Source organism: Flavobacterium sp. (genome assembly GCF_965277525.1).
In the GTDB taxonomy this organism is placed as follows: Bacteria; Bacteroidota; Bacteroidia; order Flavobacteriales; family Flavobacteriaceae; genus Flavobacterium.
Genome location: NZ_CBDIDC010000009.1, coordinates 773,797 through 800,040, shown reverse-complemented (window position 1 = coordinate 800,040; position 26,244 = coordinate 773,797). Strand labels below are relative to the sequence as shown.

Genomic DNA, 26,244 nt, shown 5'->3' with positions numbered 1-26,244 from the left:
TTGCAAAGTATAAAGATTGAATTTTCTCAGCTTTTCGTGATGGAATAACTTAAGATCTTTGATTAATTGTAGTATAATTGCAAAATTAATCCCTTCCTAATAGATATTATTGACTCTAAAAGTTTTTGGATTAATATGTTAAGTTTAAATATCTGAGCTAATCTTATATGCTTTTTTGGCATAAAAAAACGAGGTAAGTTTTATAACCTACCTCGTTTTTAGTGTATTTAAACTAACTAACTGTGTTTACAACGAATATTTCAATGTTATTCCATAAGTTCTTTGATCACCGATTACTCCTGCATATTGTCCTGTGTTTCCACCAGCCGGTAATAATTGTTCGTAGTAATCTTTATTTAAAAGGTTACGTCCCCAAAAGTGAACAGATAAACCCTGAGAAGCGCGGAAACCTAAACGAGCGTTGAAAATAGCATAACCAGGAACAACTAAGTATTTTGAAGCTGATGGACTTGATGAGAATTCTGAACGTGCATATGAATCTAAACCTAGAAAAACCTTTCCTGAATTTCCGAAAAATTTAGCTCTGTCAGATAATTCACCTCCTAATGATCCTGCCCATTTTGATGCACCTGGTAAATCAGTTCCGGAAACATCTTTAAAAGCTACCGGAGCTCCGGTTTCTTCCAAAGGAAGTGGTGCATTTGTAAATTTCACATATTTACCATCTGTATAAGTTGCAGCCCCATTAATTGTTAAGTGCTCGCTTATTACAAAACTGGCATCAAGTTCAGCACCTCTTACACGAACTTTATCTGCATTGGCAAGATATCCACGGTTTACACCTAATTCAGCAGCTTGTACGTTGGTTTGGAAATCTTTAATGTCTGTATTAAAGAAAGCAAGGTTGAATACTGAGTTTCTAAATGGAGAAGTTTTTATACCTACTTCGTAATGATTTACTTTTTCCGGTTTGATTACTGCAAGATCCAATAAAGGCGCACCTTTAGCATCGGTTGGAAGTCCGGCTACATTCACACCAACAGGTTTGTAACTTTTTGCGTAAGTAGCGTAAGCATTGATTTTATCTGAAACTTTATAAGTCAAAGTTAAGTTTCCTGAAAAGTCAGTATTGTCAGTGCTGGAATCAAATGCCTGATCAGAATAAACTAATTTTTTCAAAGCCAGTAGTGCCGGATCAGTAGTTTGAAGACCTCCGTATGTTGTACGAGCGTAATGCGCGTCTTTTTTATCAAAATTATATCTCAAACCTGGTAAAACGTGAAGACGATCTGTAATAGCCCAGTCAATTTGTCCAAATACTGCCGCACTTGAAGATCTGATATTAGCATCTGTTTTGATTCCGTACCCTTCAAAAAGACCTGGAGTTTTCCATAAAGGACTTGTTGTACTTTGTGCAAATCTCCATTGGGCATTACCGGATTCTTCTGTACCGTCTGTTTGGGAGGTTTGATCGATAAAGAATACCCCTACAACACCACTAATTTTTTCTGTAAGTTGACCTGCGTAACGAACTTCTTGAGTGAATTGTGTTTGTCTTGTTGGATTTTGTGATAATGCCAATACTTGTAATCCTGTAAAATCTCGGTCATTTGATGGATCCCAATTCCAAAAACGCCAGGCTGTAGTTGAGGTAAGTGTTCCTGATCCGATCTTTGTATCGATATTAAGAGAGATACCTCCCATGTCTTGTCCTGATCGCCATGGCGTATCATGATCTATTTTACGGTCAAAAGCATTTAAAGAAGGTAGTTGGTAATTAAAATCTTTAATGATGGCATCAAACTGACGATAAGCAGGTCTTTGTGTAGGAGCAACACCTGCAACTACTTGTGCATATCCGTCAGGACGTTGCGTTGTAATGTCTGCAGCCAATATAATATTGGTATTTACTGTTGGAGTCCAAAGTAACTGACCTCTGATTCCCTGGTTGTTTAGAGTATTTGTAGGTCTTCCGGTTACAACATTATCAATTAAACCGTCACGTTGTGTACCTGAAAAAGACAAACGACCTGCAACCTTTTTTCCTAACGCTCCTGTAACAGATGCTTTAGCTTGTAGAAATGCATAGTTTCCGTAGCTCAGTTCAAAATCAGCTCCTGAAGTAAAACTTGGTTTACGAGTTGTAATATTAAATGCACCCGAAGTAGTATTTTTTCCAAACAATGATCCTTGTGGTCCACGCAATACCTCAATTTGTTCAACATCAATAAAATCTAAAGTTGTTGCAGCGGGACGTGCATAATACACACCATCTACATAAAACCCAACTCCCGGATCAATACCGTCATTGGTGAGCCCAAAAGGAGAACCAAGACTACGAATGTTGATACCTGTATTTCTGGGATTTGATGAATATAATTGTACTGATGGAACCAATTCTTTGATACGGTTTACGTTAAAAGCTCCTGTTTGTTCCGCTTGTTTACCTGTAATAACAGATATTGCGATGGGCACATCCTGAACTTTTTCTATTCTTCTTCTTGAAGAAACGACAACTTCTATAAGTTCATTTTCTTCTTTAAGTGTTACTGGTAATAAAGAAGTTGGCAGATCAGTAAATTCAATTTCGGTAGTTTTGTATCCTACATATTGAACTAAAAGAGTCAAAGGAAGTTTTCCTTTAGTATCGATAATAAATTTTCCGTTGTTGTCTGTTGTGCTATTGGATGTTGTTCCTTTTATAACAACGTTAACAGCTTCCAGTGGTGTGCCTTCGCTAGTTTTAACTACGCCTTCAATGTTTTGTGCAAATGATAATGAGAAAGTTAAAATGGATAGTACTGTAAGTATATTTTTTATAGAATTTTTCATTTTTTATAGTAAGTATATGTGATTAGTAGAATTTAAAATAAATTTTTTTTACCAGCACATACACATCATAGAAGTATTGTTTTTCAAAGTAGTGAATTGACTATTTTGGTTTCTTTGCAAAAGATTTTTTGATACACCTGATCGATTGTAATTTACTTTCATATTGGTTAAAATTTGTAAATTGGTTAGTTGATTTTTTTTGCAAATATATGTAAATTCTATAGATTTACTAGGAATTAGGAAATATTTTTTTATTTCTTTACTAATGAGGCGATTGTAATGCCTTGCATTGCTTTAAGGGTCTCGTCACGAATGATCATTAGACCATGTCTTAGACTGCATTCTTCCTCGGTTTTACAATCGGAGCATGGTTCGTAAAAGTTTAACGAAGCACAGGGTAAAAGCGCAATTGCACCGTCAAATAAACGGTGAATTTCTGCCAAAGTAATATCATTTTTGGAGCGTATCAAATAATATCCGCCAAATTTTCCTTGCTTACTACTCACAAAACGTCCTCGTTTTAGATCCAATAAAATTTGCTCTAAAAACTTTTTAGGAATATTGGCGCCATCAGCAATTTCTATCGTTCTTGAAATGTGATTTTCGTCTTGTTCTGCTAAATAAAGTAAGGCCTTAAGGGCGTATTTTGCTTTATGTGATAACATCTATATTGAATTATTATTTGTAAATTATGAATTATAAATTTAAGCTAAAAAAATTAGCATAAAACCTGAAACCTGAAACTAAAAAAAAACTTGAAACAAAATCTATTTACCAGCCTCCGCTGGAACCTCCACCGGAGAATCCGCCTCCGCCAAAACCTCCACCAAAGCCTCCGCCACCTCCACCGGATGATCCTCCGCCGAAACCTCCAAATCCGCCTCCGCTACTTCTTCCAAGACTACTTAAAAGAATAACATCGAGCAGGCTAGGGCCTCCACCATTGTTATTGCCTGAATTTCCTCCACCGCCTTTATTTCGGGACAGTAAAATTAATACAATTACAACAATTACAATAAAAGGGAGTATTGGAAAATCATTTCCTTTGGCTTGCTTGCGTTCGCCCTTGAATTTTCCTTTAAAAACATCAATTATGGCATCAGTTCCTTTGTCAAGTCCGTTATAAAAACTTCCCGCTTTAAACTCCGGAATAATAATATTTCGAATTATCGTTCCACCAATTCCGGCAGTCAGACGATCTTCAACTCCGTATCCGGGATTGATTGCAATTTTCTTTTCAGCTTTAGCCAACAAAATTACAACACCATTGTCATCTTTTGCAGTTCCTCCTATTCCCCAAGTTTGTCCCCATTTTGTTGCCAGCTGACTTACATCTTCACTTTTTAGGCTTTCTATTGTAATTACTACAATTTGAGTTGTAGTAGAATCTGAATAACGAATTAGTTTTTCTTCAAGCTGTGCTTTTTCAGTTGGGCTTAAAACGTTAGCATAATCATAAACAGATGTTTGAAGACTTGGTTTCTCCGGAATTGTAAATTGTGCAAAAATACAAGTGGTAGTAAAAAAAGCGAGTAACAAAAAGGTAAACTGAAAAAGTCCTTTTGAATGAGATATTTTGTTTTTGGAAATTTTCATTATTTATCCTTTTGAGATTTCGTTTGATAATTCGTTTGTGTCACCTTCAGACCATGGAAAGTACTTTTTTAATTGTTCACCGGCATTTAAAATGCCATCTACAATGCCTTGCTTAAAGTTTCCTGATTTAAATTGTGTGATCATGGTATCTTTGGTAGAATCCCAAAAATCTGGTGCAACAACATCATTTATGCCTTTGTCCCCGCAAATAGCAAACGTTTTATCGGCTACGGCAAAATAAAATAAAACCCCATTTTTTTGTTGGGTTTCATTCATTTTTAATTCATGAAAAACTTCTAAAGCCCTGTCAAAAGGAACCTTAGAAGTTGTTTGTTCTATATGTACTCTAATTTCGCCAGAAGTATTTTTTTCAGCCACGCGAATAGCTTCAACAATATCTAGTTCTTCTTCTTTGGATAAAAAATCTTCTACTTTTGACATCGAAATTATTTTAGTCCCGATAGCTATCGGGATAGATTATTGATGTTAGATTCTTAGACTAAATCTTATATTCTAAGAAGTCTAACAATCTAAATTTAGAATTTTACTTCAACTGGTTTATCAGCACCTGCAACAGCTTCAAAATATGGTTTTTCTTTATAATCTAAGAACCATTTGTTTGGGATAGCAAGTATATAACCATTATAATCTTGTACAGCTTCGTTAAAACGAGTTCTTGCTGTTAAAATTTGATTTTCTGTACTAGCCAATTCATCCTGTAATTTCAAGAAATTTTCATTTGCTTTTAATGTAGGATATTGCTCAACAGAAACTAATAATCTTGATAAAGAAGATGATACCCCACTTTGAGCCTGGTTGTATTGAGCCAATTGCTCAGGAGTTACGTTACTCGGATCAATTGTTACAGAAGTAGCTTTTGCACGAGCTTCGATAACCGCTGTTAAAGTTGATTTTTCAAAATCGGCAGCACCTTTTACAGTATTAACTAAATTTCCAATAAGATCATTTCTTCTTTGGTAAGTTGTGCTAACATTTCCCCATTCTTTGTTAACTGCCTGATTTTTTTGCAAACCAGTATTTTTAATTCCAATTGACCAAAAAGCAATAATAGCAATCAGTACTACTATAATTCCTACGGGGATTAACCATTTTTTCATATTCGTTTTAATTTAAGTTTGTTTGTAATTTTTTACTAAATATACTATAATTCGTTCTTGATTTCGTTTAATTGTGTTTTTATGGTCTCTAATTTACGTATTATTTCGAATTTATCTAATGTTTTCTTTTGACCTTCTTTAAGATGCGTTCTGGCACCATCCAGTGTAAAACCTCTTTCTTTAACCAGGTGATAAATTAATTGAAGATTAGTGATATCATCCGGCGTAAACATTCTGTTGCCTTTGGCGTTCTTTTTAGGTTTTAAGATATCGAATTCGCTATCCCAAAACCGAATCAATGATGCATTGACATTAAAAGCTTTGGCTACTTCGCCAATGCTATAATACCTTTTATCTTTTGAAAGCTCAATATGCATGATTTTTAATTTTCTATTTTATTCCAAAAATACTACTTTTTGGAGGATTAATCTAATGACTGATTTTCCTGATTTGCCATTTGTGATATCGCCACGTATTCTACTGCCGATATATTTCCGTAATAAAAGTTGAGCGGATTCACGACTTTTCCGTCTTTATGCACTTCATAATGACAATGTGGACCTTCGGATCTACCGGTACTTCCAACATATCCAATGACATCACCTCTTTTTACGTGTTGTCCGGCTCTGCAATTGTATTTGCTCAAATGTGCATACAAACTTTCGTATCCAAAACCGTGCCTGATTACAACATGATTTCCAAATCCGGAAGCCGAGTTATCGGCTCTTTCGACCACTCCATCGCCTGTGGCATAAACCGGAGCGCCTGTATTGGCTGTGAAATCCATTCCGTTATGCATTTTTCGCACTTTCGTGAAAGGGTCAGTTCTATAGCCAAATCCGGAAGCCATTCGTTTTAAATTCTCATTCCTGACAGGCTGGATCGCGGGAATTGCCAATAATAGATTGCCTTTTGTGCTGGCCAATTTCAAAATTTCATCTAATGATCTGGACTGAATGGCTAATTCTTTTGATAATCTGTCAATTCGTTTTGTCGTGTTTAGTACCAATTGCGAGTTGTTATAGCCTTCCAGGTCTTTATAACGTTTAGAATCTCTAAAACCTGCTTTTCTGATAGAATCCGGAATTTCAGTTTTATTAAAATAAACCCTGTAAATATTATTGTCCCTATTTTCTAAAGCCTCAGTTACATCATCGATTTCATCCAGTTTTTTGTTCAAAATGGCATATTGCAATTTCAGGTTCTCGATTTCACGTGCTTGTAAGCGATCCTTTGGTGTCTCAAAATATGGAGTATTAAGTAAGAGTACAAAAACTAAAAAGCCAAAGAGCGCGGAAGCCAGTAAAAACAATAATGCGTAGCCGATTTTGATTCTTTTCCTGGTTTTTATTTTCGTATAAGCCAGATTTTCTGAGTCGTAATAATATTTTACTTTCGCCATATTTTAAAATACCCTATTTTTGCAGCTTGTAAAATGAGTTAGTCGAACAAATTTAATAAATGTTTCACTTGTTCTAAGCTTTTTTTCAAGAATAAAATACAATTAGGTAATGTGTCAATTTGATAATTAGATAATGTCTTTAAAGTGAAATTTATTACTTTGAACGGTAAATTTCTAATTAAAAAATAACATTAACATATTTTTCAGATGAAGTAAATTATCTAATTGACACATTATCAAATCATCACATTATTACATTTCTAATTATAACATGAAATCACAAGACGTACGTAAACAATTTTTAGATTTTTTTAAAAGCAACGGGCACTTAATCGTTCCGTCGGCTCCTATTGTACTTAAAGACGATCCAACCTTAATGTTCAACAACTCGGGAATGGCCCAGTTCAAAGAATACTTTTTAGGAAATGGAACACCAAAAAGTAAAAGAATAGCCGATACGCAAAAATGTCTTCGTGTTTCCGGAAAACATAACGATCTTGAAGATGTAGGTTTTGATACCTATCATCATACCATGTTCGAAATGTTAGGCAACTGGTCTTTTGGTGATTATTTCAAAAAAGAAGCGATCAATTGGGCTTGGCAACTTTTGACAGAAGTGTATAAAATTCCAAAGGAAAATCTTTATGTTTCTGTTTTTGAAGGAAGCAAAGAAGACAATGTTCCTTTTGATCAGGAAGCTTGGGATATCTGGAAAACATTAATTGATGAGGACCGAATTATCCTTGGAAATAAAAAAGATAATTTCTGGGAAATGGGAGATCAGGGACCCTGTGGACCTTGTTCTGAAATTCACGTTGATTTACGTTCAGAAGAGGAAAAAGCAAAAGTTTCAGGAAAAAGTTTAGTAAATAATGATCATCCGCAAGTGGTAGAAATCTGGAATAATGTATTCATGGAATTCAATCGTAAAGCTGATGGATCTTTAGATAAACTTCCTGCACAACACGTAGATACCGGAATGGGATTTGAGCGTTTGTGTATGGCTTTGCAAGGAAAAACATCCAATTATGATACCGATGTTTTTACACCGCTTATCGAGAAAGTAGAACAAATTACAGGTCTAAAATATACATCTGATGAAGTTAAAAACATCAGTGAAGAACAAAATAAAACGAATATTGCGATTCGTGTTGTGGTAGATCACGTTCGTGCGGTTGCGTTTGCAATTGCTGACGGACAATTACCATCAAACACTGGAGCCGGTTATGTAATTCGCAGAATTTTACGTCGTGCAATTCGTTACGGATTTACATTTTTAGGTACAAAAGAACCTTTTATCAATAAATTAGTAGAAGTTTTGGCAAACCAAATGGGAGAATTTTTCCCTGAAATCAAATCGCAACAACAATTGGTTACCAATGTAATTCGTGAAGAAGAAGCTTCTTTCTTAAGAACTCTTGATCAGGGTTTACAATTATTAGATAACGTAATTGCACAAACTAAAGGTTCAGAAGTCGCGGGAGCAAAAGCATTTGAATTGTACGATACTTTTGGTTTTCCTAAAGATTTGACGGCTTTGATCCTGAAAGAAAAGGGAATGTCTTTTAATGAAACAGAATTTGATGCATCGATGCAGGAACAAAAAAATCGTTCACGTGCAGCATCAGAAGTTTCAACAGAAGACTGGACCATTTTGATTCCGGGAAATGTAGAAACTTTCGTTGGATATGATAAAGTAGAAAACGAGGTAAAAATCACCAGAATCCGTAAAGTTGATTCTAAGAAAGACGGAATTCTATACCAAATCGTTTTAGACAACACACCTTTTTATCCGGAAGGTGGAGGACAAGTAGGGGATAAAGGAACTTTAGTTTCTGCAAATGAAACGATCGAAATCATTGATACGAAGAAAGAGAACAATTTGATTTTGCATTTTGCAAAACAATTGCCTGAAAATATTGAAGCTGGTTTTACAGCAAAAGTAAATACCGGTTTAAGAAGTTCAACTTCTAAAAATCACTCTGCTACGCATTTAATGCATTTGGCTTTGAGAAACCTTCTTGGAACTCACGTTGAGCAAAAAGGTTCCTTGGTAAATCCTAACTATTTGCGTTTTGACTTTTCGCATTTTTCTAAAGTTTCAGAGGAAGAATTACGTCAGGTTGAAGCAAGTGTAAATGCGCAAATTGAAGCACAATTGCAATTAGTAGAACACAGAAATATTCCGATTAAAGAAGCATTAGATAAGGGTGCAATGGCTTTATTTGGAGAAAAATACGGAGATAATGTTCGTATGATTGAATTTGGTGAAAGTAAAGAACTTTGTGGTGGAATTCACGTGAAAAACACGGCAGAAATCTGGCATTTCAAAATTATTTCTGAAGGTGCAGTAGCGGCTGGAATTCGTCGTATTGAAGCGATTACAGGTGATGCAGTAAAAGATTTCTATAAAAATCAAGAGAATACTTTATCTGAAATTAAAGAAACATTAAAAAATCCACAAGATGTTTTGAAATCAGTGGCTTCTTTACAAGATGATAATGCTAAACTGAAAAAGCAAATTGAGCAATTACTAAAAGAAAAAGTAAATGCTTTAAAAACGGAATTAGAGAAAGATTTCCAAGAAATAAATGGAGTAAATTTCCTTGCGAAACAAGTAGATTTAAGCATGGCTTCGACAAAAGAACTGGCTTCTGCATTAGGAAGTTCAAAAGCAGATTCGTTTGTGTTTTTAGCTTCTGTAGAAGAGGATTTGCCAAATATTCACTGTTATATCGCTAAAGAATTAGTAGCAAGCAAAAGCTTAAATGCAAATACTGTTATCAAAGAATTAGGAAAATATATTGAAGGAAACGGAGGAGGACAACCTTTCTTCGCATCTGGAAAAGGGAAGAATGCAAGCGGAATTGCTGAGGCTTTGTCTCATGCAGTTGATTTTGTGAAATAAGTTTTTTTATTTCGCGCAAAGTCGCAAAGTTTTTTAAGCTTTGCGATTTTTTTTTGTTTTAGAAAACTATATTTGTAAGTTTATACTTTAATTTATTGAGTGTTACCGAGAATGAAATTTCAGCTATCGTGGTCGATATCTGTTACAAAATGCATGTGAAACTAGGACCTGGTTTATTGGAATCAGTTTATGAAGCAATTTTATATTATGAATTAACTAAAAAAGGATTGATCGTAGAAAGGCAAAAAACACTTCCCGTTATTTGGGATGAAATAAAACTTGATATTGGTTTTCGAACTGATTTAATAATTGAGAATAAATTGATTTTAGAAATTAAATCAATTGAAAAAATAACAGAAGTACACGCAAAACAAATTATGACATATTTGAAAATTACAAAAATCAAATTAGGTTTACTGATAAATTTTAATGTGCCTTTAATTAAGTTTGGTATTACAAGAATAGTTAATAATCTTTAAAGAAAGTACAGAGTTAAAAACTTTGCGCCTCTGCGCCTTTGCGCGATTTTTCTTTTTAAAGGCTTACAAAAAAAAACAAAGCCGCAAAGCATTAAAAAACTTAAATTATAGAAAAAGAAAGTCGCAAAGCTTTAAAAAAAACTTAGCGACTTTGCGTCTTTGCGAGATTTAAAAAAAAACTTAGTAACTTAGAACCTTAAAAACTTACTTTCTTTCCCCAATTTGCTGACGCCACATAGCGTAATACAAACCTTTTTCAACAATCAAATCCTCATGTCTACCTGATTCAATAATTTTACCTTGTTCAAGGACAAATATTTTATCGGCATGTAATACAGTTGATAATCTGTGTGCGATTAAAACCGTGATTCTGTTTTGATCTGATATATTTCTAATGGTAGCATTTATTTCTTCTTCGGTGATTGAATCCAGGGCAGAAGTAGCTTCATCAAAAATCAATAAATTAGGATTTCTTAAGATAGCACGAGCAATAGATAAACGTTGCTTTTCACCACCGGAAACTTTAATTCCGCCTTCACCGATTGTGGTATTTAAACCATCTTCAGCACGTTGCAGCAATTTCTCGCAACTGGCTTTTTTTAAGGCATCATACAAGTCTTCATCTGTTGCATTAGGTCTTACAAACAATAAGTTTTCGCGAATTGTTCCTGAAAATAATTGAGCATCCTGAGTTACAAAACCCAATTGTTTTCTTAAATCTAATAGATCAATTTCGGTAGAATCAATATCATTGTAAAACACTTGTCCCTCAGCAGGTGTATATAATCCAACTAATAGTTTTACTAACGTTGTTTTTCCGGATCCGGACGGGCCAACAAAAGCAACAGTTTCTCCTTGTTTGATTTCAAAATTAATATTTTCAACCGCTTTGAATTTAGCAGTTTTATGCTGAAAACTCACATTAGAAAAAAGTAAAGACCGAATTGCTCCAACATGTTTTGGAGATTTTGGACGAAATTCTTTTGGTGCACTTAATAAAGTTTTAAAATTTTCCATAGAAACTTTAGTCTCGTTCAATGCAATAATGAAATTCCCTAATTCCTGTAATGGGCCAAAAATAAAGAAAGTGAAAAATACCATGGTCAATAAATCACCAACAATAATTTTATGTCCAAACAAAAAATAGTACAAAGTAAAAACAACACAAGTTCTTAAAAAATGAACCGTTGTACCCTGAATAAAACTCAAACTTCTGATAAAACGGATTTTCTCCAGTTCAAGCTGTAGAATTTTGAAGGTGTTTAAATTTAAACGTTTTTCTTCCTGATACGTTAATCCAAGACTTTTTACCAATTCAATGTTTCTTAAACTTTCGGTTGTAGAACCAGCTAAAGCATTGGTTTGATTGACAATTTTTCGAGAAACAATTTTGATTTTTTTACCCAGATACGAACTGATTAACGCGATAATTGGAGCTGTAACCAAAAAGATAAGCGAAATACGGTAATCGATTCGGGCTACATAAACAATTACGAATATGAATCCGATAATAGTTTGAAAAATTAGGGAGATCGAAAGTGTAATTAATTTTTCGGAATCAGAGCGTACTTTCGTCAATTTACTTAATGTTTCACCACTTCGCTGATCTTCGAATTCAGCATAAGGCAAATCGAGTGATTTTTTAATTCCGTCCGTATACATTTGCGCTCCGGTACGTTGAATTACCACATTGGTAAAATAATCCTGAAAGTTTTTGGTGATTCTGGAGATCATTGCAGCACCAAGCGAAAGACCCAACCAGAAAGACAAAGATTTTAAAAAGCCTATTTCGTTTCCTTCGTATTTATGCAAACCAACACCGCAATCCTGCATTAATTTACCGGTAATAATAGAGTCTGATAAGCTGAAACAAATGTTTATAGAGGCCATAATCAAAGCAAAAAGCAACAGCATTTTGTGCTTGATTATATAAGAATATAATAATTTCATGTGTGAGTTTAAATTTATTGAAGATGCAAAAGTAGTGAATAGTTTGGCTTTGTAAAGTTGCTTTTTGTTATTAAAAATGTAATTTTTTTTACAGCTGAAATTACTGGTGTTTTTTTTAGTCTTGAAGGTTTTAGTTTTTTATTAAATATGTTTTTATCATTGGACTAATAAAAAGAGCTAATTTTCTAATTAAATAATTATTTGTATACATCGTTTGTTATTGCTGCATTAAGAAATCTTTGAGCTATATTATATGTTTTTAATGTGGAATCCCGTAAGGTTTTGATTTTGATGTGTATTACGTTTACATCATTAACAAATTTAACTTATCAAAAATGAAAAAAAAATCATGTCTTTTTGGATTATTAGCTTTAATGCTTGGTTCTTGTTATAATGAGAGTAGTTCTGCAAATGAAACAAATGTTGTTTTACCCAAGTCGGTTATTTACGAATATTCTAACTCTCCCGGAGATAACGATGTGGTATCTATTACCTATGTTGGAAATAAAATAGTGAGTGCTGGTTATACACAGAATGATAAACAAGTTTATACTTATACCGGAGATTTTATAACTAAAATTGAAGATTTTGCTGAGGAAGGAAATATTAGTTCTACAAATGAATTTACCTACGAAAATGGAAAATTAAAAATAGATTTGTTAACAGAAATAGGGATTCAGACCTATATTTCTAAAAGTGTATACACATACAATACAAATGGTACAATATCTTTTATAACTTATTCTGTTGACTCGAATGGAATAGAGACGAAAAAATCAGAAGGAGTTTTAACTTATTTAGATGGAAATCTTACACAAAAAACAGAGGTTTATCAGGGAAGTTCGTATACCAAAACATACGAATATGATGTTAAGAATAATCCGTTCAAAAATATTTTAGGTTATAACTTGCTTATTGATTCAGAAACGAGCACTAGTCTTAATAATGTAACCAAATTGACGTATGTTAGTATATCCAATGGAAATACTACAACTACTATCTTTAATAGTTTCTATGAATATAATGAAAAGGATTATCCTTTAAAACAAACACAAACGAGCTCTTCTAATAATGATGAGATAACGGAGTACACCTACTAATCTTACATAGGTTTTTAAGCTTTATAACAACCAAATATTTTCTGTATTTGGTTTTTTATTGGTAAAAAAATTCGTGTTTAAAATTTCAACAAATGCAATTAAGAATTGAAATAGGCACTTCTAATTGATTGTAATTCGAAGATAATTTCTATTGTTTTTTGTCTTACAGAAAATATGACGGAGAAATTCGACAATCTTAAATTTAAATATGACAAGTCAGGATAAGATCATCTTCTGGCAGCAACAAAAGTTTTTTTCTTTCTTAAGAAAACAGCCAGATATTTATACGGGATTTTGCTTTTTGACTAAATTTTATTACTTACCTATGTTGTTTTTCCATTAGTCTATTAAGAAGTGTTTAAATTATATTGTGTTTTTTTAAGTTGTAATGTGGAATCCCGTAAGGTTTTGATTTTGGGTTGTACTAAGTTTGCGGCAATAATAAATTTAACAAATCAAAATGAAAAAAATTTTATGCCTTTTTAGCGCTTTATCGATGGTGCTTATTTCTTCTTGTTCTAGTGATGATTCAACAGATGTTGCATCTGAAGCATTATTACCAAAAAAAATTGTTGAAACAACAGTTGAAAATGGAAAGTCAGGAAGCCTTGATTATACTTTAACTTACGACGGAAACAAGTTGAAAGACATCGCTACTACAGATGCTTCTAGAACTGTTTACACTTATACAGGTGATGTTATAACTAAAGTTGAGTTATACCGTTCAAGTGTTTTGTACTCTACTGATGTTTATGCATATGAAGGTGGTAAATTAGTTTCTAAAATTACTACTAGAGAAGCTAGTAAAACGACTCAGTCAAAATTAACTTTTGTTTATAATGCAAACGGGACTATTACTGCAAAATCATCTGCAATAGTCAATAAAGTAGAAATTCCATTTGATGGCACTACTACTTATACTTTTTCCAACGGAAATCTTGTTTCTACAGAATATAGCGATGCAGGATCAGAAAAAATTACAAGTACATTTGATGATAAGAAAAGTCCTTTTACTAACATAACAGGAATAAAACTTTTATTGGATTTAGATGATAATTTTGATTTCTCATCAGTGAATAACTCAATAACAAACACTACTGTAACATATGATAGTAATGGAAAAGTTATCCAAACAGCAACTGTAACTACTACTAATAAATACAATAGCAGTAATTTCCTTACTGAAGCATCTGCTGGAGATGCTAAAGATTCTTTCAAATTAGCGATTACTTATTAATTAGCTTTTAATACAATGATCAATCCCCAATCATCAATAATAATTGATGTTGGGGATTTTTTTTGATCTGTAAATGAGTTTTAAAATGTATTTTTGAATAAAAAAGCCATGCAATTCAGAACTCCAATTCAGATTCGGAAAACCAATAATTCAATTGATTATAATTCGAAGATAATTTCTATTGGTTCCTGTTTCGCAGAAAATATGGCGGAGAAATTTGATTATTTTAAATTCCAGAATGAAACCAATCCGTTTGGGATTATTTTTAACCCGGTTTCGATCGAAAAAATAATCAGGAGAGTATTCAGGGAGGAATTTTATACAGAGAAAGATGTTTTCTTCTATAACGAACGGTGGCATAGTTATGAAGTACATTCGGACTTAAGTAATTCAGACAGAGAGGAATTACTGGAAACACTCAATAAAGCTATTTCGGAAACCAACAAGCAACTAAAAGAAGCTTCACATATTATTATAACCTATGGAACTTCATGGGTTTATCGAAATATCGAAAGTGATGAAATAGTTGCCAATTGCCATAAAGTTCCTCAAATGCAATTCTCAAAAGAATTGTTACCAGTTGATGTTATTCAGCAAAGCATTCAAAATACAATTGATTTCATTCAGGCTTTAAATCCAAACGTAAATTTCATTTTTACTGTTTCACCGGTACGTCATATCAAAGATGGTTTTGCAGAAAATCAATGGAGTAAATCGCATTTGTTTGCAGCAATTCATTCTCTTTTAAAAGAATGTCATTCTGAGCGAAGTCGACGGCTTTCAGGGATGGAATATTTCCCTTCTTACGAAATCATGATGGATGAACTTCGTGATTATCGTTTTTATGCCGAAGATATGCTGCATCCTAATCAAGTCGCAATTGATTATATCTGGCATAAATTCAGCGAGAATTATATCTCGGAAAATAGTATTTCAACCCTGCAGGAAATTTTAGAAATTCAAAAAAGTTTGCGCCACAGAAGTTTCAATCCGGAATCAGAACAACATCAAAAATTCTTAGCGAAACTTCAACAGAAGATTAGTACTGTTCAGGAAAAATGGGGGCATATTAAATTTTAAGGTTTTATTTTATTATTTACAACTCTTCGACTTTGTGGGAACTAGCAAAATAGAAATAAAAAACCGTTTATAAAAAACTGGTAAAGACGCTAAGACGCAAAGTTTCTATTTAAAAAAAGCATTTTTAAAAGTAAGAAAATAATTATTTGTCCGTAAAATTTTAGAATAATTGCCCGTAATTGTGTAAATTGTTAGGGTTTAAAATTTACAATTTTGTAGGCTGTAGCAATACAGCCTTATAATAACGCTACTTTAATCTAACGTGTTTTATTGACGTATGAATAAGAAACCCATTCATTTTCTTAAAAAAACACTACGTATACTACTTTGGTGCGTGGTTTCTGTCATTGTACTTTTATTACTCCTAATTGTTTTAATTCAGGTTCCGTCCATTCAAAATTATGCAAAGGATAAGGCCATCACATACCTGCATAATAAGATAAAAACTAAAGTAGCATTAGATCATATTTCGATTCAATTTCCAAAAGATATAGTTTTGGAAGGTTTTTATTTTGAAGACCAAAAGAAAGATACTTTGCTGGCAGGTAAACGTTTAGAGCTTGATGTTGATTTGTTTAAATTAGTAAGCAGCGAATTAGAAATCAATTCGGTTTCGCTGGAAAATGTCAATGCCAATATTTCCAGAAATAAAAACGGCGTTTTTAATTTTGATTATATCATAAAAGCTTTCGAATCAAAAGAACCAAAAGTAGAAGACCCGAATGCGAAACCTTTCAAAATATCTGTTGTAAAAGTGAATCTGGACAATGTCAAGTTCAATTTTAAAGATGATTTTTCTAAGAATGATGTAAAGGTTAATCTAACACATTTCGATACCAAATTCAAGGAATTTGATTTAGATAAAATGAATTTTGATATTCCGAACATTAAGTTAGAAGGATTGAAATTGGTTTTAGATCAGGATGCAGTCGAAAAAATTGCAGAAGTATCCGTAGAAACTGTTGATACTATTTCGAAAAGGAAAGATTTCAATTTGAATTTAGGCAAAATCAGTTTGTCTAAAATTGATATTACATACGATAATAAAGATTCAAAATTAGATTCAGGGATAAAATTAGGAAGCCTTGATTTATCGGTTAATAAAATCGATTTGAATAATCAGCTTTTAGATTTTGATACTTTCGAATTAAAAAATCTAAAAGGTAATTTACGTTTAGGTACAAAAGACAAACAAATAAAAACGCCCAATTTAGATTCAACTGCAATTAAACAAGCAGGCTGGAAGGTAAAATTGAATGATGTTAATATAGAAAACATTGCTTTCAAATTTGATGATATGCAATCGAAACCAGTTTTAAAAGGTATTGATTACAGTCATTTGGATTTGGATAAACTGAACTTTAAAGCAGAAAAATTATATTATGGAAATGACACAATTTCCGGGAATATAAAAACTTTAACGGCAAACGATAAAAGCGGATTACAGATTCAATCTCTAAAAACCAACTTTTTTTATGGACCTAAAAATGCCTATCTGAATGATTTGTATTTAAAAACACCTCAAACGTTACTTCAAAATAAAGTTAAGGTTGGATATTCTTCGATTGCAGCAATTTCTAAAAACTTAGGTGATCTTTCTTTAGATGCTAATTTAAATCAGTCGAAAATTGGATTTAAAGACATTTTACTATTCGTTCCTGATTTACAAAAAACAAATCCGTTTAAAAGTAATCCAAGTGCGATTTTGTATCTGAATACACGCTTGAGCGGAAAAATAAAAGACCTGGATATTCCACAATTCGAAATGAGCGGAATAGGAACGACAAAAGTTTCTCTTTCAGGGAAAATAAAAGGACTGCCGGATGCACAAAAAGCTTATTACGATCTGAATATTAAAAAAGTTTCCAGTACTGCAAAAGACATCTATACGTTTGTACCAACAGGAACAGTACCAAAGAATATTCAGTTGCCTTCTCAATTAAACTTGCAGGGAAAATTTAAAGGTTCTGTTCAGAGTTTCAAAACCAATCTGGCATTAAACAGTAGTTTCGGAAATGCAAAAGTGGATGGTTTATTTGATCAGCGTGTTAAGAAAAAAGAGAAATACGATGCAACCGTTTATTTACTGGATTTTGATTTAGGACGATTAATCAAAAATGATTCCATCGGGAAAATTACGCTTAAAGCGAAAGTAAAAGGAAATGGTTTAGACCCAAAAACGGCTCAGGCACAATTTGACGGATTAGTTCAGAAAGCAGTTTTCAATAAATATACCTATAAAGATTTAGCTTTAAAAGGGAATATCGAAAACGGATCATTTGCCGTGAAATCAGGAATGCAAGATCCTAATTTACATTTTGATCTTGTAGCAAGTGGAGATACAAAAGACAAGTACCCATCGATAAAATTGAAACTAAACCTTGATATTGCTGATTTAGAAAAACTAAATCTTCATGCCGGACCAATGAAATTGCGCGGTAATGTTGATGCCGATATTGCCAATAGTAATCCTGATTTTTTAAACGGAAAAGTATTTCTTTCGAACATTCAGGTTTTACAGGATGCCGAACCAATTGTTCTGGATTCTGTAAGAGTTGTGGCTTTCGCCGATAATAGCCGAAATAATATTAAAATTTCATCTCAGTTTTTGAAAGCCGAAGTAGACGGGAAATACAAATTGACGACACTTACAGCAGCAATAAAAAAATCATTATCGAAATATATTGATTTAAAAAATCCAAAAGTAAATGGAGAAGCAGATGAACAACGTTTGGCCTTTAAGTTAAAGATTGATAATGATCCGATACTTTTTAAACTGGTTCCGAAATTAACTGGTTTGGAACCTATTAATATTACCGGAAAATACAATAACGTCACAGATTCATTAGAAGTACAAGGTACAATTCCGAGAATCGTTTATGCCGATAACACCATTGCCGATGGAAAAATAAATATCGAAGGAAAAGAAAATGCTTTAGAATATTCGGTTTCTGTGGCAACAATCGAAAGTGGATCTTTAAAAATCCCATTCACGAGTTTATCAGGAAAAGTAGAGAATAATATTTTGACTTATGCACTTGAAGTGAAAGATGTAAAAGACAAACAACAATACTTTATTGCCGGAGAATTTAAAACAGAAGATTCTAAAAACATCCTCAAAATCGATGCGGAAAATTTTGTATTGAACTATGACAAATGGGATGTCGATCCTGAAAATGTAATTGAATTTGGAGGGAAAAGACTTTACATCAATAAATTTTATTTAGCGAATTCCGGTAATGAATTAAAAATACAATCGCAGGGAGAACAGGATAATGCGCCATTGCAAGTAGACTTTGTGAATTTTAAAATTGAGACCATTATGAATATGGTCAAAAAAGACGAAATTTTGATGCAGGGTTTGATTAATGGTAATGCATTAGTCGAAAATGTAATGACAAAACCCACTTTTACATCAGATTTAAAAATAGATCAGTTTGCTTTTAAAGGTGAGCCAGTTGGTGATATTGGTATTAAAGTGGATAATAAGGTGAATAATTTATTGGCCGCAAATGTTACGCTAACGGGTCAGGATAATGATGTAAGCCTTACCGGAAATTATAAAATTGATGATGGGAATCTTGATTTTAATTTAGATCTGAATAAACTGAATATCAAAAGCATTCAGGGTTTCAGTATGGGCAATATAAAAGAAGGAACAGGATATTTAGCAGGGAATTTTAAAATTACAGGAAATGCAGGCGCGCCACAAGTAAATGGAGAATTAGATTTTAAAGATACAGGTTTCAGGGTAACCAAATTGAATTCCTTCTTTAAAACAGTGGACGAAAAAATCACGCTTCAGAATGACCTGATTACGTTTGATAAATTTACTTTTCATGACGAAAATGATAATGAGTTAACAATAGATGGAACCATAAAATCAGCTGATTATAGTAATTTCGATTTTGGCTTAACGATTGTTGCAGATGATTTCAGAGCGATACATTCTAAAGAAGCAGATAATGATCTGTTTTACGGAGATTTGATTTTAGATACAAAACTGAACATCAAAGGAACACTTAAAAATCCTGTTGTTGGCGGAAATATAAAAATAAATAAAGACACTAAGTTTACGGTTGTTTTACCACAATCAGATCCTTCTATTGCAGACAGAGATGGTATTGTAGAGTTTGTTGATGAAGACAATATGTTGCTGAAACAAACCGTCGCAATGGAGAAAGAACTAAATCAATCGCAGTTGATTGGTATGGATGTTAGTGTTGAAATTGCGATCGATAAAGAAGCGGCACTTACTTTAGTAATTGATAAAGGAAACGGGGATTATCTGAATCTAAAAGGCGAAGCCCAACTTACAGGAGGAATCGATCCGTCCGGAAAAACTACTTTAACCGGTAAATATGAGTTTTCTGAAGGAGCCTACGAAATGAATTTTAATATGATTCGAAGAAAATTCGATATTCAAAAAGGAAGTTCTATCACCTGGAATGGAGAACCTACAATGGCAACTCTGAATATTACAGCCATTTATAAAGTAGAAACAGCACCAATAGATTTATTAGGAAACCAGCTAGGAGCCATGAGTCCAACGGTTAAAAATACGTACAAACAGAAAATTCCGTTCCAGACCTTATTGAAAATGAATGGAGAATTACTGAAACCTGAAATTACTTTTGATATTATTCTTCCTGACGGAAATTATGATGTTTCATCAGATATTGTAACCGCTTCTCAAAATAAATTAGAGCAATTACGACAAGAGCCAAACGAATTGAACAAACAGGTTTTTGCGCTGTTATTATTAAACAGATTTATTGGAGAAAACCCATTTGCGAGCGAAAGCGGCGGAACCAGTGCAGAATCACTGGCGAGACAAAGTGTGAGCAAGATACTTTCGCAACAATTGAATGATCTTGCCGGAGAGTTAATTAGCGGGGTTCAGTTAGAGTTTGACCTTGAATCAACAGATGATTATACTACCGGAAACAGGGAAAACAGAACGGATTTGAATGTTGGTGTTTCTAAAAAACTTTTGAATGACAGATTAAAAGTAACCGTGGGAAGCAGCTTTGCAGTCGAAGGACAGGAAAGAGCCAATGAAGAAAGTACCAATATTGCAGGAGACGTAGCATTAGATTATCAGCTTACAAAAGACGGACGTTATATGCTTCGTGCGTATCGAAAAAATGAATATCAGGTTGCAGTAGAAGGACAGGTTGTTGAAACCGGAGTTGCTTTTATTATTACCATGAGTTACAATAAATTCCGGGAACTTTTTCATCGTAGCGCAGCAGAAAAAGAAATGATTAAAGAAGAAAAACTACGAAAAGAGAAAAAAAAGCAAAAAGAAAAAGAAGAGAAGGACAAAGACGAAAAGGAAGAAAATCAAATTGAAGGAAATGAACAAAAGACATAGCAATATGAAAATCAGATACGTAAAATATTTTATGACGCTATCCCTGTTTTTTGTTTTTGGATGCAGCAATACAAAATATTTACCCGAAGGAGATTTGTTGTATACAGGAGGTTCTGTAACAGTAAAGGATTCTATTATTAAAAAGAAACAAAGAAAAGCTTTCGAGAAAGAACTGGAAGATTTATTGCGTCCTAAACCCAACAAACAAATATTAGGATTGCGTCCAAAATTATGGATTTACAATCTAGCTGGTGAGCCAAAAAAGCAAAAAGGAATTCGGTATTGGCTGCGAAACAAAGTAGGAGAGCCACCAGTGCTTTTTAGTAAAGTCGATTTAGATTATAATGCTTCAGTGCTACGAAATTTTACTGAAAACCGTGGTTATTTTAAAACACGGGTTAGTGCTGATTCAACCGTTAGTAATAAAAGAGTGACTGCAGAATATACAGTGGTGCCTCAAAAACAATATATTATTAAAAGTGTTACTTTTCCTGATGACTCTTTAGCCATGTCCAGAATAATTGGAAAATCAAGCCGAAGAAGTTTATTAAAAGTTGGAAAACCGTATGATTTAGATCTTATAAAAGCAGAAAGAGAACGGATAGACGCGAGGCTTAAAGAGAAAGGATATTATTACTTTAATCCTGATTATATTTTAGCTCAGGTAGACAGCAGCAAAGGCGATCATGAAGTAAAAATTAGGTTGGTAATAAAACCTGAGGCACCACCTAAAGCTTTGACCGCTTATAAGATTAATAAAATTGTGGTGTATCCCAATTTTACTGTTTCAAAAGATAGTGTGAAATACACTAGTAAAGATATTGTGCAGTACAAAGATTTTACGATTATTGATACCGCAGATACTTTTAAACCCAGAGTTTTTGACCGGGCGATATATTTTAAAAAAGGAGATGTATACAATAGAAAGAACCATAATTTGACATTAAACCGTTTCGTAAATCTGGGAACTTTTAGTTTTGTGAAAAATGAATTCAAGCCTTCTGATAGTATAAAGAATGCTTTAGATTCCTATTATTATCTCACACTTTTGCCAAAGAAATTTATTCGTGTTGAGGTTTTGGGGAAAACAAATTCGGCCAGTTATACCGGTTCGGAAATTAATGTAAACTGGAACAACAGAAACCTATTTCGTGGTGCCGAATTACTTACGGTATCTGTTTTTGGAGGAGCTGATTTTCAGCTGGCAGGGACTAATAACGGTAAAAATATTTATAAACTTGGTGCCGAAACCAGTTTGACATGGCCAAGATTTATTGTACCGTTTTTTCATATTGAAGGATCCAGCGAGTATGTGCCAAGAACTAAAGCTACACTGCGATATGAATATCAAAACAGAACACAACTGTATGCATTGAATTCGTTTCAAACCTCTTTTGGTTATCTATGGAAAGAAAACATTCGTAAAGAACATCAGTTTAATTTAATTGATGTTACCTATGTGAGTCCAAATCATGTGACAGCAGAGTATTTGGCAGATGCTGAAGAAGATGAATCATTAAAGAAAATAATCGAAAAGCAATTGATTTTTGGTCCAACCTATTCTTATACATATACGAATACGATGCAAAAACGTAAAAAAAACACGTTTTATTTTAATGGAGAATTAGATTTAGCCGGAAATATTACCGGGCTGGTTACAGGAGCAAATGTCAAAAAGAACGATACGATAAAAATATTTGATGTACCGTTTAGTCAATATGTAAAGTTGAAAGCTGATTTTAGACATTATTTCAAACTCGGAAAAGAAAGTGAATTGGCGAGCCGAATTGTTGTAGGTGCGGGGCTTCCATACGGGAATTCAGGAGCATTACCCACATCCAAACAATTTGTTGTGGGAGGAACAAATAGTATCCGTGCTTTTAGAGCCAGATCATTAGGGCCGGGAAGTTATGTTAATACTGAAACCGATAATTCATTTTTGCCCGATCAGTCAGGAGATTTAAAATTAGAATTTAGTACAGAATACAGGGCAAAACTTTTTAGCATCGTTCGTGGAGCTGTATTTGTTGATGCCGGGAACGTTTGGCTTTTAAATGCTGATCCCAATAAGCCTGGTGGAGAAATCACCAAAGATTTTATGAAAGAGATAGCAGTTGGTGCCGGAGCCGGATTACGTTTTGATTTGTCTTTCTTAGTCCTAAGAACAGATTTGGCGTTTCCGCTAAGAAAACCATATTTACCGGAAGGACAAAGATGGGTTATCGACGACATTAATTTCGGAAGCGGACCGTGGCGAAAAGACAACCTGATTTTAAACATCGCGATTGGTTATCCATTTTAAAAAGTTTTTTTTGCCACGATTTTTTTTGCCACGAATTTCACTAATTAGTAGTTTACGCATAATTATCAATTTCACGAATTTTTAATTTGTGTAATTGATAGAAAAACACAAAGTTGAGATTAGTGTAATTCGTGGCAAAAAAGCAATAATTATTAGCAGAAAAAAACTAAAAAAAGAAGTAAATTGGTCTAATAAAATAATAGAATGCAAAATTTAATAAAGAGAATAATAGTTTTCGCTGCAGTTGTACTTTTAATAGTTTTGGCTTTCAAATACTGCGAGTTCAAAAAAGACGACGATTCTACCATCGATTATAACACCAATCTAATTCAGCAACAAATTCTTAATGTTGGTAAACTGGTAGTTACCGAAGGACATTTTTCAGAAGTTATCACCTATAAAAACCAACAAAAGTATTTGATGGATATGGTTTCTTTTGAGAAGAAAGCACTTGTTGTCGTAAATGCAAATGTTACGGTTGCCTACGATTTGCATAAAATGAAATACGATATCGACGAAAAAAACAAAACCATCACAATTCTTAATATTCCAAAAGAAGAAATAACAATCAATCCGGATATTCAGTTTTATGATGTAGAACAGAGTAAACTGAATCCGTTTACGGGAGATGATTACAATAAAATCAACAAATCAGTAAAAGCGAATCTGGCCAAGAAAATTGAGAAATCAACTTTAAAGACGAATGCCCAAAATAGGTTAATTAGTGAATTGTCTAAGATTCTAATCCTGACCAATTCAATGGGTTGGAAATTGCAATATGAAGGAAAAACAATAGAGTCTGATAAGGATTTTAATGAAGATTTGAAATTGTAATTTGAGGTTCAAAGGCTCAGAGTGACAAAGGTTCAAAGGTTTTTCGTAATATTGTCATTTCGACCGAAGGGAGAAATCGCACTAGAAACTCCGCAAAGAAAGTGTTCAATCTTTGTCGAATCCTGAGTGTGATTTCTCCCTTCGGTCGAAATGACAAACCAAGTTTAAATAACATAACACAATAAAAAAGCTTTGCGCCTCCGCTCCCGATAGCTATCGGGATTGCGAGATTAAAAAAATTCACGCAAAAATAAAAAACCTTTGTGTCTTAGTGACTTTGTGGCAAAGAACTATTAAAAATCAAATCCAAGCCGCCAGCAATTAAGTGGGCGATTTCCGGACGTTTTACCTTCAACTTATCCAAATAAACCAATACTTCCTGTAAAAGTTGTTCTTCATTTGAGCCTTTTAAAAGTTCTGCAATTTCAACAGAAAGCAACCAATCGTTTGAATGATTTTCTTTTAGTTTTTGAAACACGGTTTTTAATTCCGATTTGGTATCTTTATTTTCTCGAATCATACGAACAGTTTGATAAAGAACTTCCAAATCATCACGTTCATCAGAATGTTTTGCTTTTATAGTAGTGGTTTTAGGCACTGAATTAATCAGGTCAAAACTATTCACATCAGCAGGTCCGGAAAAAGCAGAAACCACTTTTTTACCAATTGCCATATCATAATTTCCCCATTCAGGCTGAAACAAAATCGTTTCGCCATGCGTTACCGTACAATTTCTAAAACTAATCAGGATAATTTCTCCGTGTAGGTTTCTTGATCCCGTAATAATTTCACCTTCCACAATAATATTGCCTTCAAACTCCAGTTTTACCGTTTCATTTTCAACGATACTGTAAGCCTGTAAATCCTTCGGACTCATATCTTCAATCGCTAAATTAAAGCCTTTCAGTTTTCCAATCGGACTTCCAAAACCTTCCGGATGCGTCAAAGTTCCATGACCAACCAATTCTTTTTCACGGTAGGATAAAGCTGTTTTTCCTGTGGTTTGTATATAAACCGGTTTTCCTTCTTCTTCGATAACATTTGTAAAAACGCCCGAAATTTGTAAACCTGTACTCAACTCAATTGTTCCTAAAGCATTTGAATGAATCAGTTTCTGAATCCCCGAAAGTCCTCCCGTACGTAAAGCCATTTTATTAGCAAATTCTTCCAGAATCAAACTTAAATAAGAGAAATTGGGCGTTACATATAGTTGAGGCTGTAACTGCGTAATATCGAAATTCTGATTCGCAGCCGAGATATCATACGGAATTTTCTTTACGTTATCTGTCATACACCACGCGCTTTCACCAATCGACGAAAGTAATCCGGCGCCATATATTTTTGGGTTTTCAACCGTTCCAATCAAGCCATATTCAACCGTCCACCAATGCAGGTTTCTAATCTGGGCCATTTCAGACAACTCGCCCATGTTGTTCTGTAAATCAGCAACGGCTTTTTCAGCTTCGACTATCTTTTCCTGTGGCGTATCTTCGGCCTCTTTTAAAATCGAAAGCAGTCGAATCGCTTCATACATCTGATAATCTTTATGAGACGAAATCGCTTTACAGCCTATTTCTCCAAAACGTCTCAAATATTCTGCGTATTCAGGATTTGCAATAATAGGAGCGTGGCCGGCACCTTCATGAATAATATCCGGTGCAGGAGTATATTCAATATGTTCTAACTGACGAATGTCTGATGCAATAACCAAAACATTATACGCCTGAAATTCCATAAAGGCATTGGGCGGAATAAACCCGTCAACCGCAACTGCAGCCCATCCAATTTCAGTCAGGATTCTATTCATTCCGTACATGCTCGGGATCGAATCAATTTCGATTCCAGTTTTACGCAAACCGTCTAGATACGAACTATGTGCAACTTTCGATAAATAATCTACGTTTTTACGCATTACATAGCGCCAAACCGCTTGATTTATAGGCGTGTAATCGCTATAATCCTGAGGTTTAATAAATTGCTTTAAATGTTTAGGCAATCGCTCTAATAACGGGTTTGTTTCAATACTTGCATTCATTTCGAAAACGTTGTAGATTAAGAATGTAAAATT

General features: G+C 33.7%; 17 protein-coding genes. 8 read left to right on the top strand and 9 right to left on the bottom strand.

Annotated features, from left to right (window positions below; translation table 11 throughout):
- Positions 1-246 precede the first annotated feature (246 nt).
- The 7 genes from ACQY44_RS20360 to ACQY44_RS20330 all read right to left on the bottom strand — a co-directional run bounded on the left by ACQY44_RS20360 (position 247) and on the right by ACQY44_RS20330 (position 6,909).
- The gene (locus ACQY44_RS20360) at positions 247-2,793 is read right to left on the bottom strand and encodes a TonB-dependent receptor (protein WP_428232106.1); all 2,547 of its coding nucleotides are present in this window, start codon (positions 2,791-2,793) and stop codon (positions 247-249) included.
- A 251-nt stretch (positions 2,794-3,044) separates the two neighbouring features.
- Positions 3,045-3,458, bottom strand: coding sequence for an RrF2 family transcriptional regulator (locus ACQY44_RS20355; protein WP_041517419.1), 414 nt, complete (start codon positions 3,456-3,458; stop codon positions 3,045-3,047).
- Positions 3,459-3,564: 106 nt separating this feature from the next.
- Complete coding sequence (locus ACQY44_RS20350; protein ID WP_428232105.1) at positions 3,565-4,389, bottom strand: TPM domain-containing protein; 825 nt, start codon at positions 4,387-4,389, stop codon at positions 3,565-3,567.
- Positions 4,390-4,392: 3 nt separating this feature from the next.
- Positions 4,393-4,830 carry a TPM domain-containing protein gene (locus ACQY44_RS20345; RefSeq protein ID WP_428232104.1) on the bottom strand — a complete coding sequence of 146 codons (438 nt, stop codon included), beginning with the start codon at positions 4,828-4,830 and terminating at the stop codon, positions 4,393-4,395.
- A gap of 95 nt (positions 4,831-4,925) precedes the next feature.
- Entirely contained in the window at positions 4,926-5,507 is a 582-nt protein-coding gene (locus ACQY44_RS20340) for a LemA family protein (RefSeq protein ID WP_428232103.1), read from the bottom strand.
- A 44-nt stretch (positions 5,508-5,551) separates the two neighbouring features.
- Entirely contained in the window at positions 5,552-5,884 is a 333-nt protein-coding gene (locus ACQY44_RS20335; protein ID WP_072959557.1) for a MerR family transcriptional regulator, read from the bottom strand.
- 47 nt (positions 5,885-5,931) lie between these two features.
- Entirely contained in the window at positions 5,932-6,909 is a 978-nt protein-coding gene (locus ACQY44_RS20330) for a M23 family metallopeptidase (protein ID WP_428232102.1), read from the bottom strand.
- A gap of 271 nt (positions 6,910-7,180) precedes the next feature.
- On the opposite strand from ACQY44_RS20330, the gene alaS reads away from it, so the two are divergent.
- Positions 7,181-9,817 carry an alanine--tRNA ligase gene (alaS, locus tag ACQY44_RS20325; protein WP_428232101.1) on the top strand — a complete coding sequence of 879 codons (2,637 nt, stop codon included), beginning with the start codon at positions 7,181-7,183 and terminating at the stop codon, positions 9,815-9,817.
- 95 nt (positions 9,818-9,912) lie between these two features.
- Positions 9,913-10,296, top strand: coding sequence for a GxxExxY protein (locus tag ACQY44_RS20320; protein ID WP_428232100.1), 384 nt, complete (start codon positions 9,913-9,915; stop codon positions 10,294-10,296).
- 204 nt (positions 10,297-10,500) lie between these two features.
- Here ACQY44_RS20320 and ACQY44_RS20315 read toward each other — a convergent pair whose 3' ends face one another.
- Positions 10,501-12,246, bottom strand: coding sequence for an ABC transporter ATP-binding protein (locus ACQY44_RS20315; RefSeq protein WP_428232099.1), 1,746 nt, complete (start codon positions 12,244-12,246; stop codon positions 10,501-10,503).
- Positions 12,247-12,581: 335 nt separating this feature from the next.
- Here ACQY44_RS20315 and ACQY44_RS20310 point away from each other — a divergent pair, with 335 nt between their 5' ends.
- From ACQY44_RS20310 to ACQY44_RS20285, 6 genes are all read left to right on the top strand, one after another.
- Positions 12,582-13,346, top strand: coding sequence for a hypothetical protein (locus ACQY44_RS20310; protein ID WP_428232098.1), 765 nt, complete (start codon positions 12,582-12,584; stop codon positions 13,344-13,346).
- Between the two features lie 460 nt (positions 13,347-13,806).
- Positions 13,807-14,583, top strand: a complete 777-nt coding sequence (locus ACQY44_RS20305) for a hypothetical protein (protein ID WP_428232097.1) — start codon at positions 13,807-13,809, stop codon at positions 14,581-14,583.
- Between the two features lie 108 nt (positions 14,584-14,691).
- Complete coding sequence (locus ACQY44_RS20300; protein ID WP_428232152.1) at positions 14,692-15,663, top strand: GSCFA domain-containing protein; 972 nt, start codon at positions 14,692-14,694, stop codon at positions 15,661-15,663.
- Between the two features lie 277 nt (positions 15,664-15,940).
- Positions 15,941-21,040, top strand: a complete 5,100-nt coding sequence (locus ACQY44_RS20295; protein ID WP_428232096.1) for a translocation/assembly module TamB domain-containing protein — start codon at positions 15,941-15,943, stop codon at positions 21,038-21,040.
- A 4-nt stretch (positions 21,041-21,044) separates the two neighbouring features.
- On the top strand, positions 21,045-23,342 hold the full coding sequence (locus ACQY44_RS20290; RefSeq protein WP_428232095.1) for a BamA/TamA family outer membrane protein: 2,298 nt from the start codon (positions 21,045-21,047) through the stop codon (positions 23,340-23,342).
- A 204-nt stretch (positions 23,343-23,546) separates the two neighbouring features.
- Positions 23,547-24,176 carry a DUF4230 domain-containing protein gene (locus tag ACQY44_RS20285; RefSeq protein ID WP_428232094.1) on the top strand — a complete coding sequence of 210 codons (630 nt, stop codon included), beginning with the start codon at positions 23,547-23,549 and terminating at the stop codon, positions 24,174-24,176.
- Positions 24,177-24,444: 268 nt separating this feature from the next.
- On the opposite strand, the gene ACQY44_RS20280 is transcribed toward ACQY44_RS20285, so the two are convergent.
- Entirely contained in the window at positions 24,445-26,211 is a 1,767-nt protein-coding gene (locus ACQY44_RS20280) for an aromatic amino acid hydroxylase (RefSeq protein ID WP_428232093.1), read from the bottom strand.
- Positions 26,212-26,244: the final 33 nt, after the last annotated feature.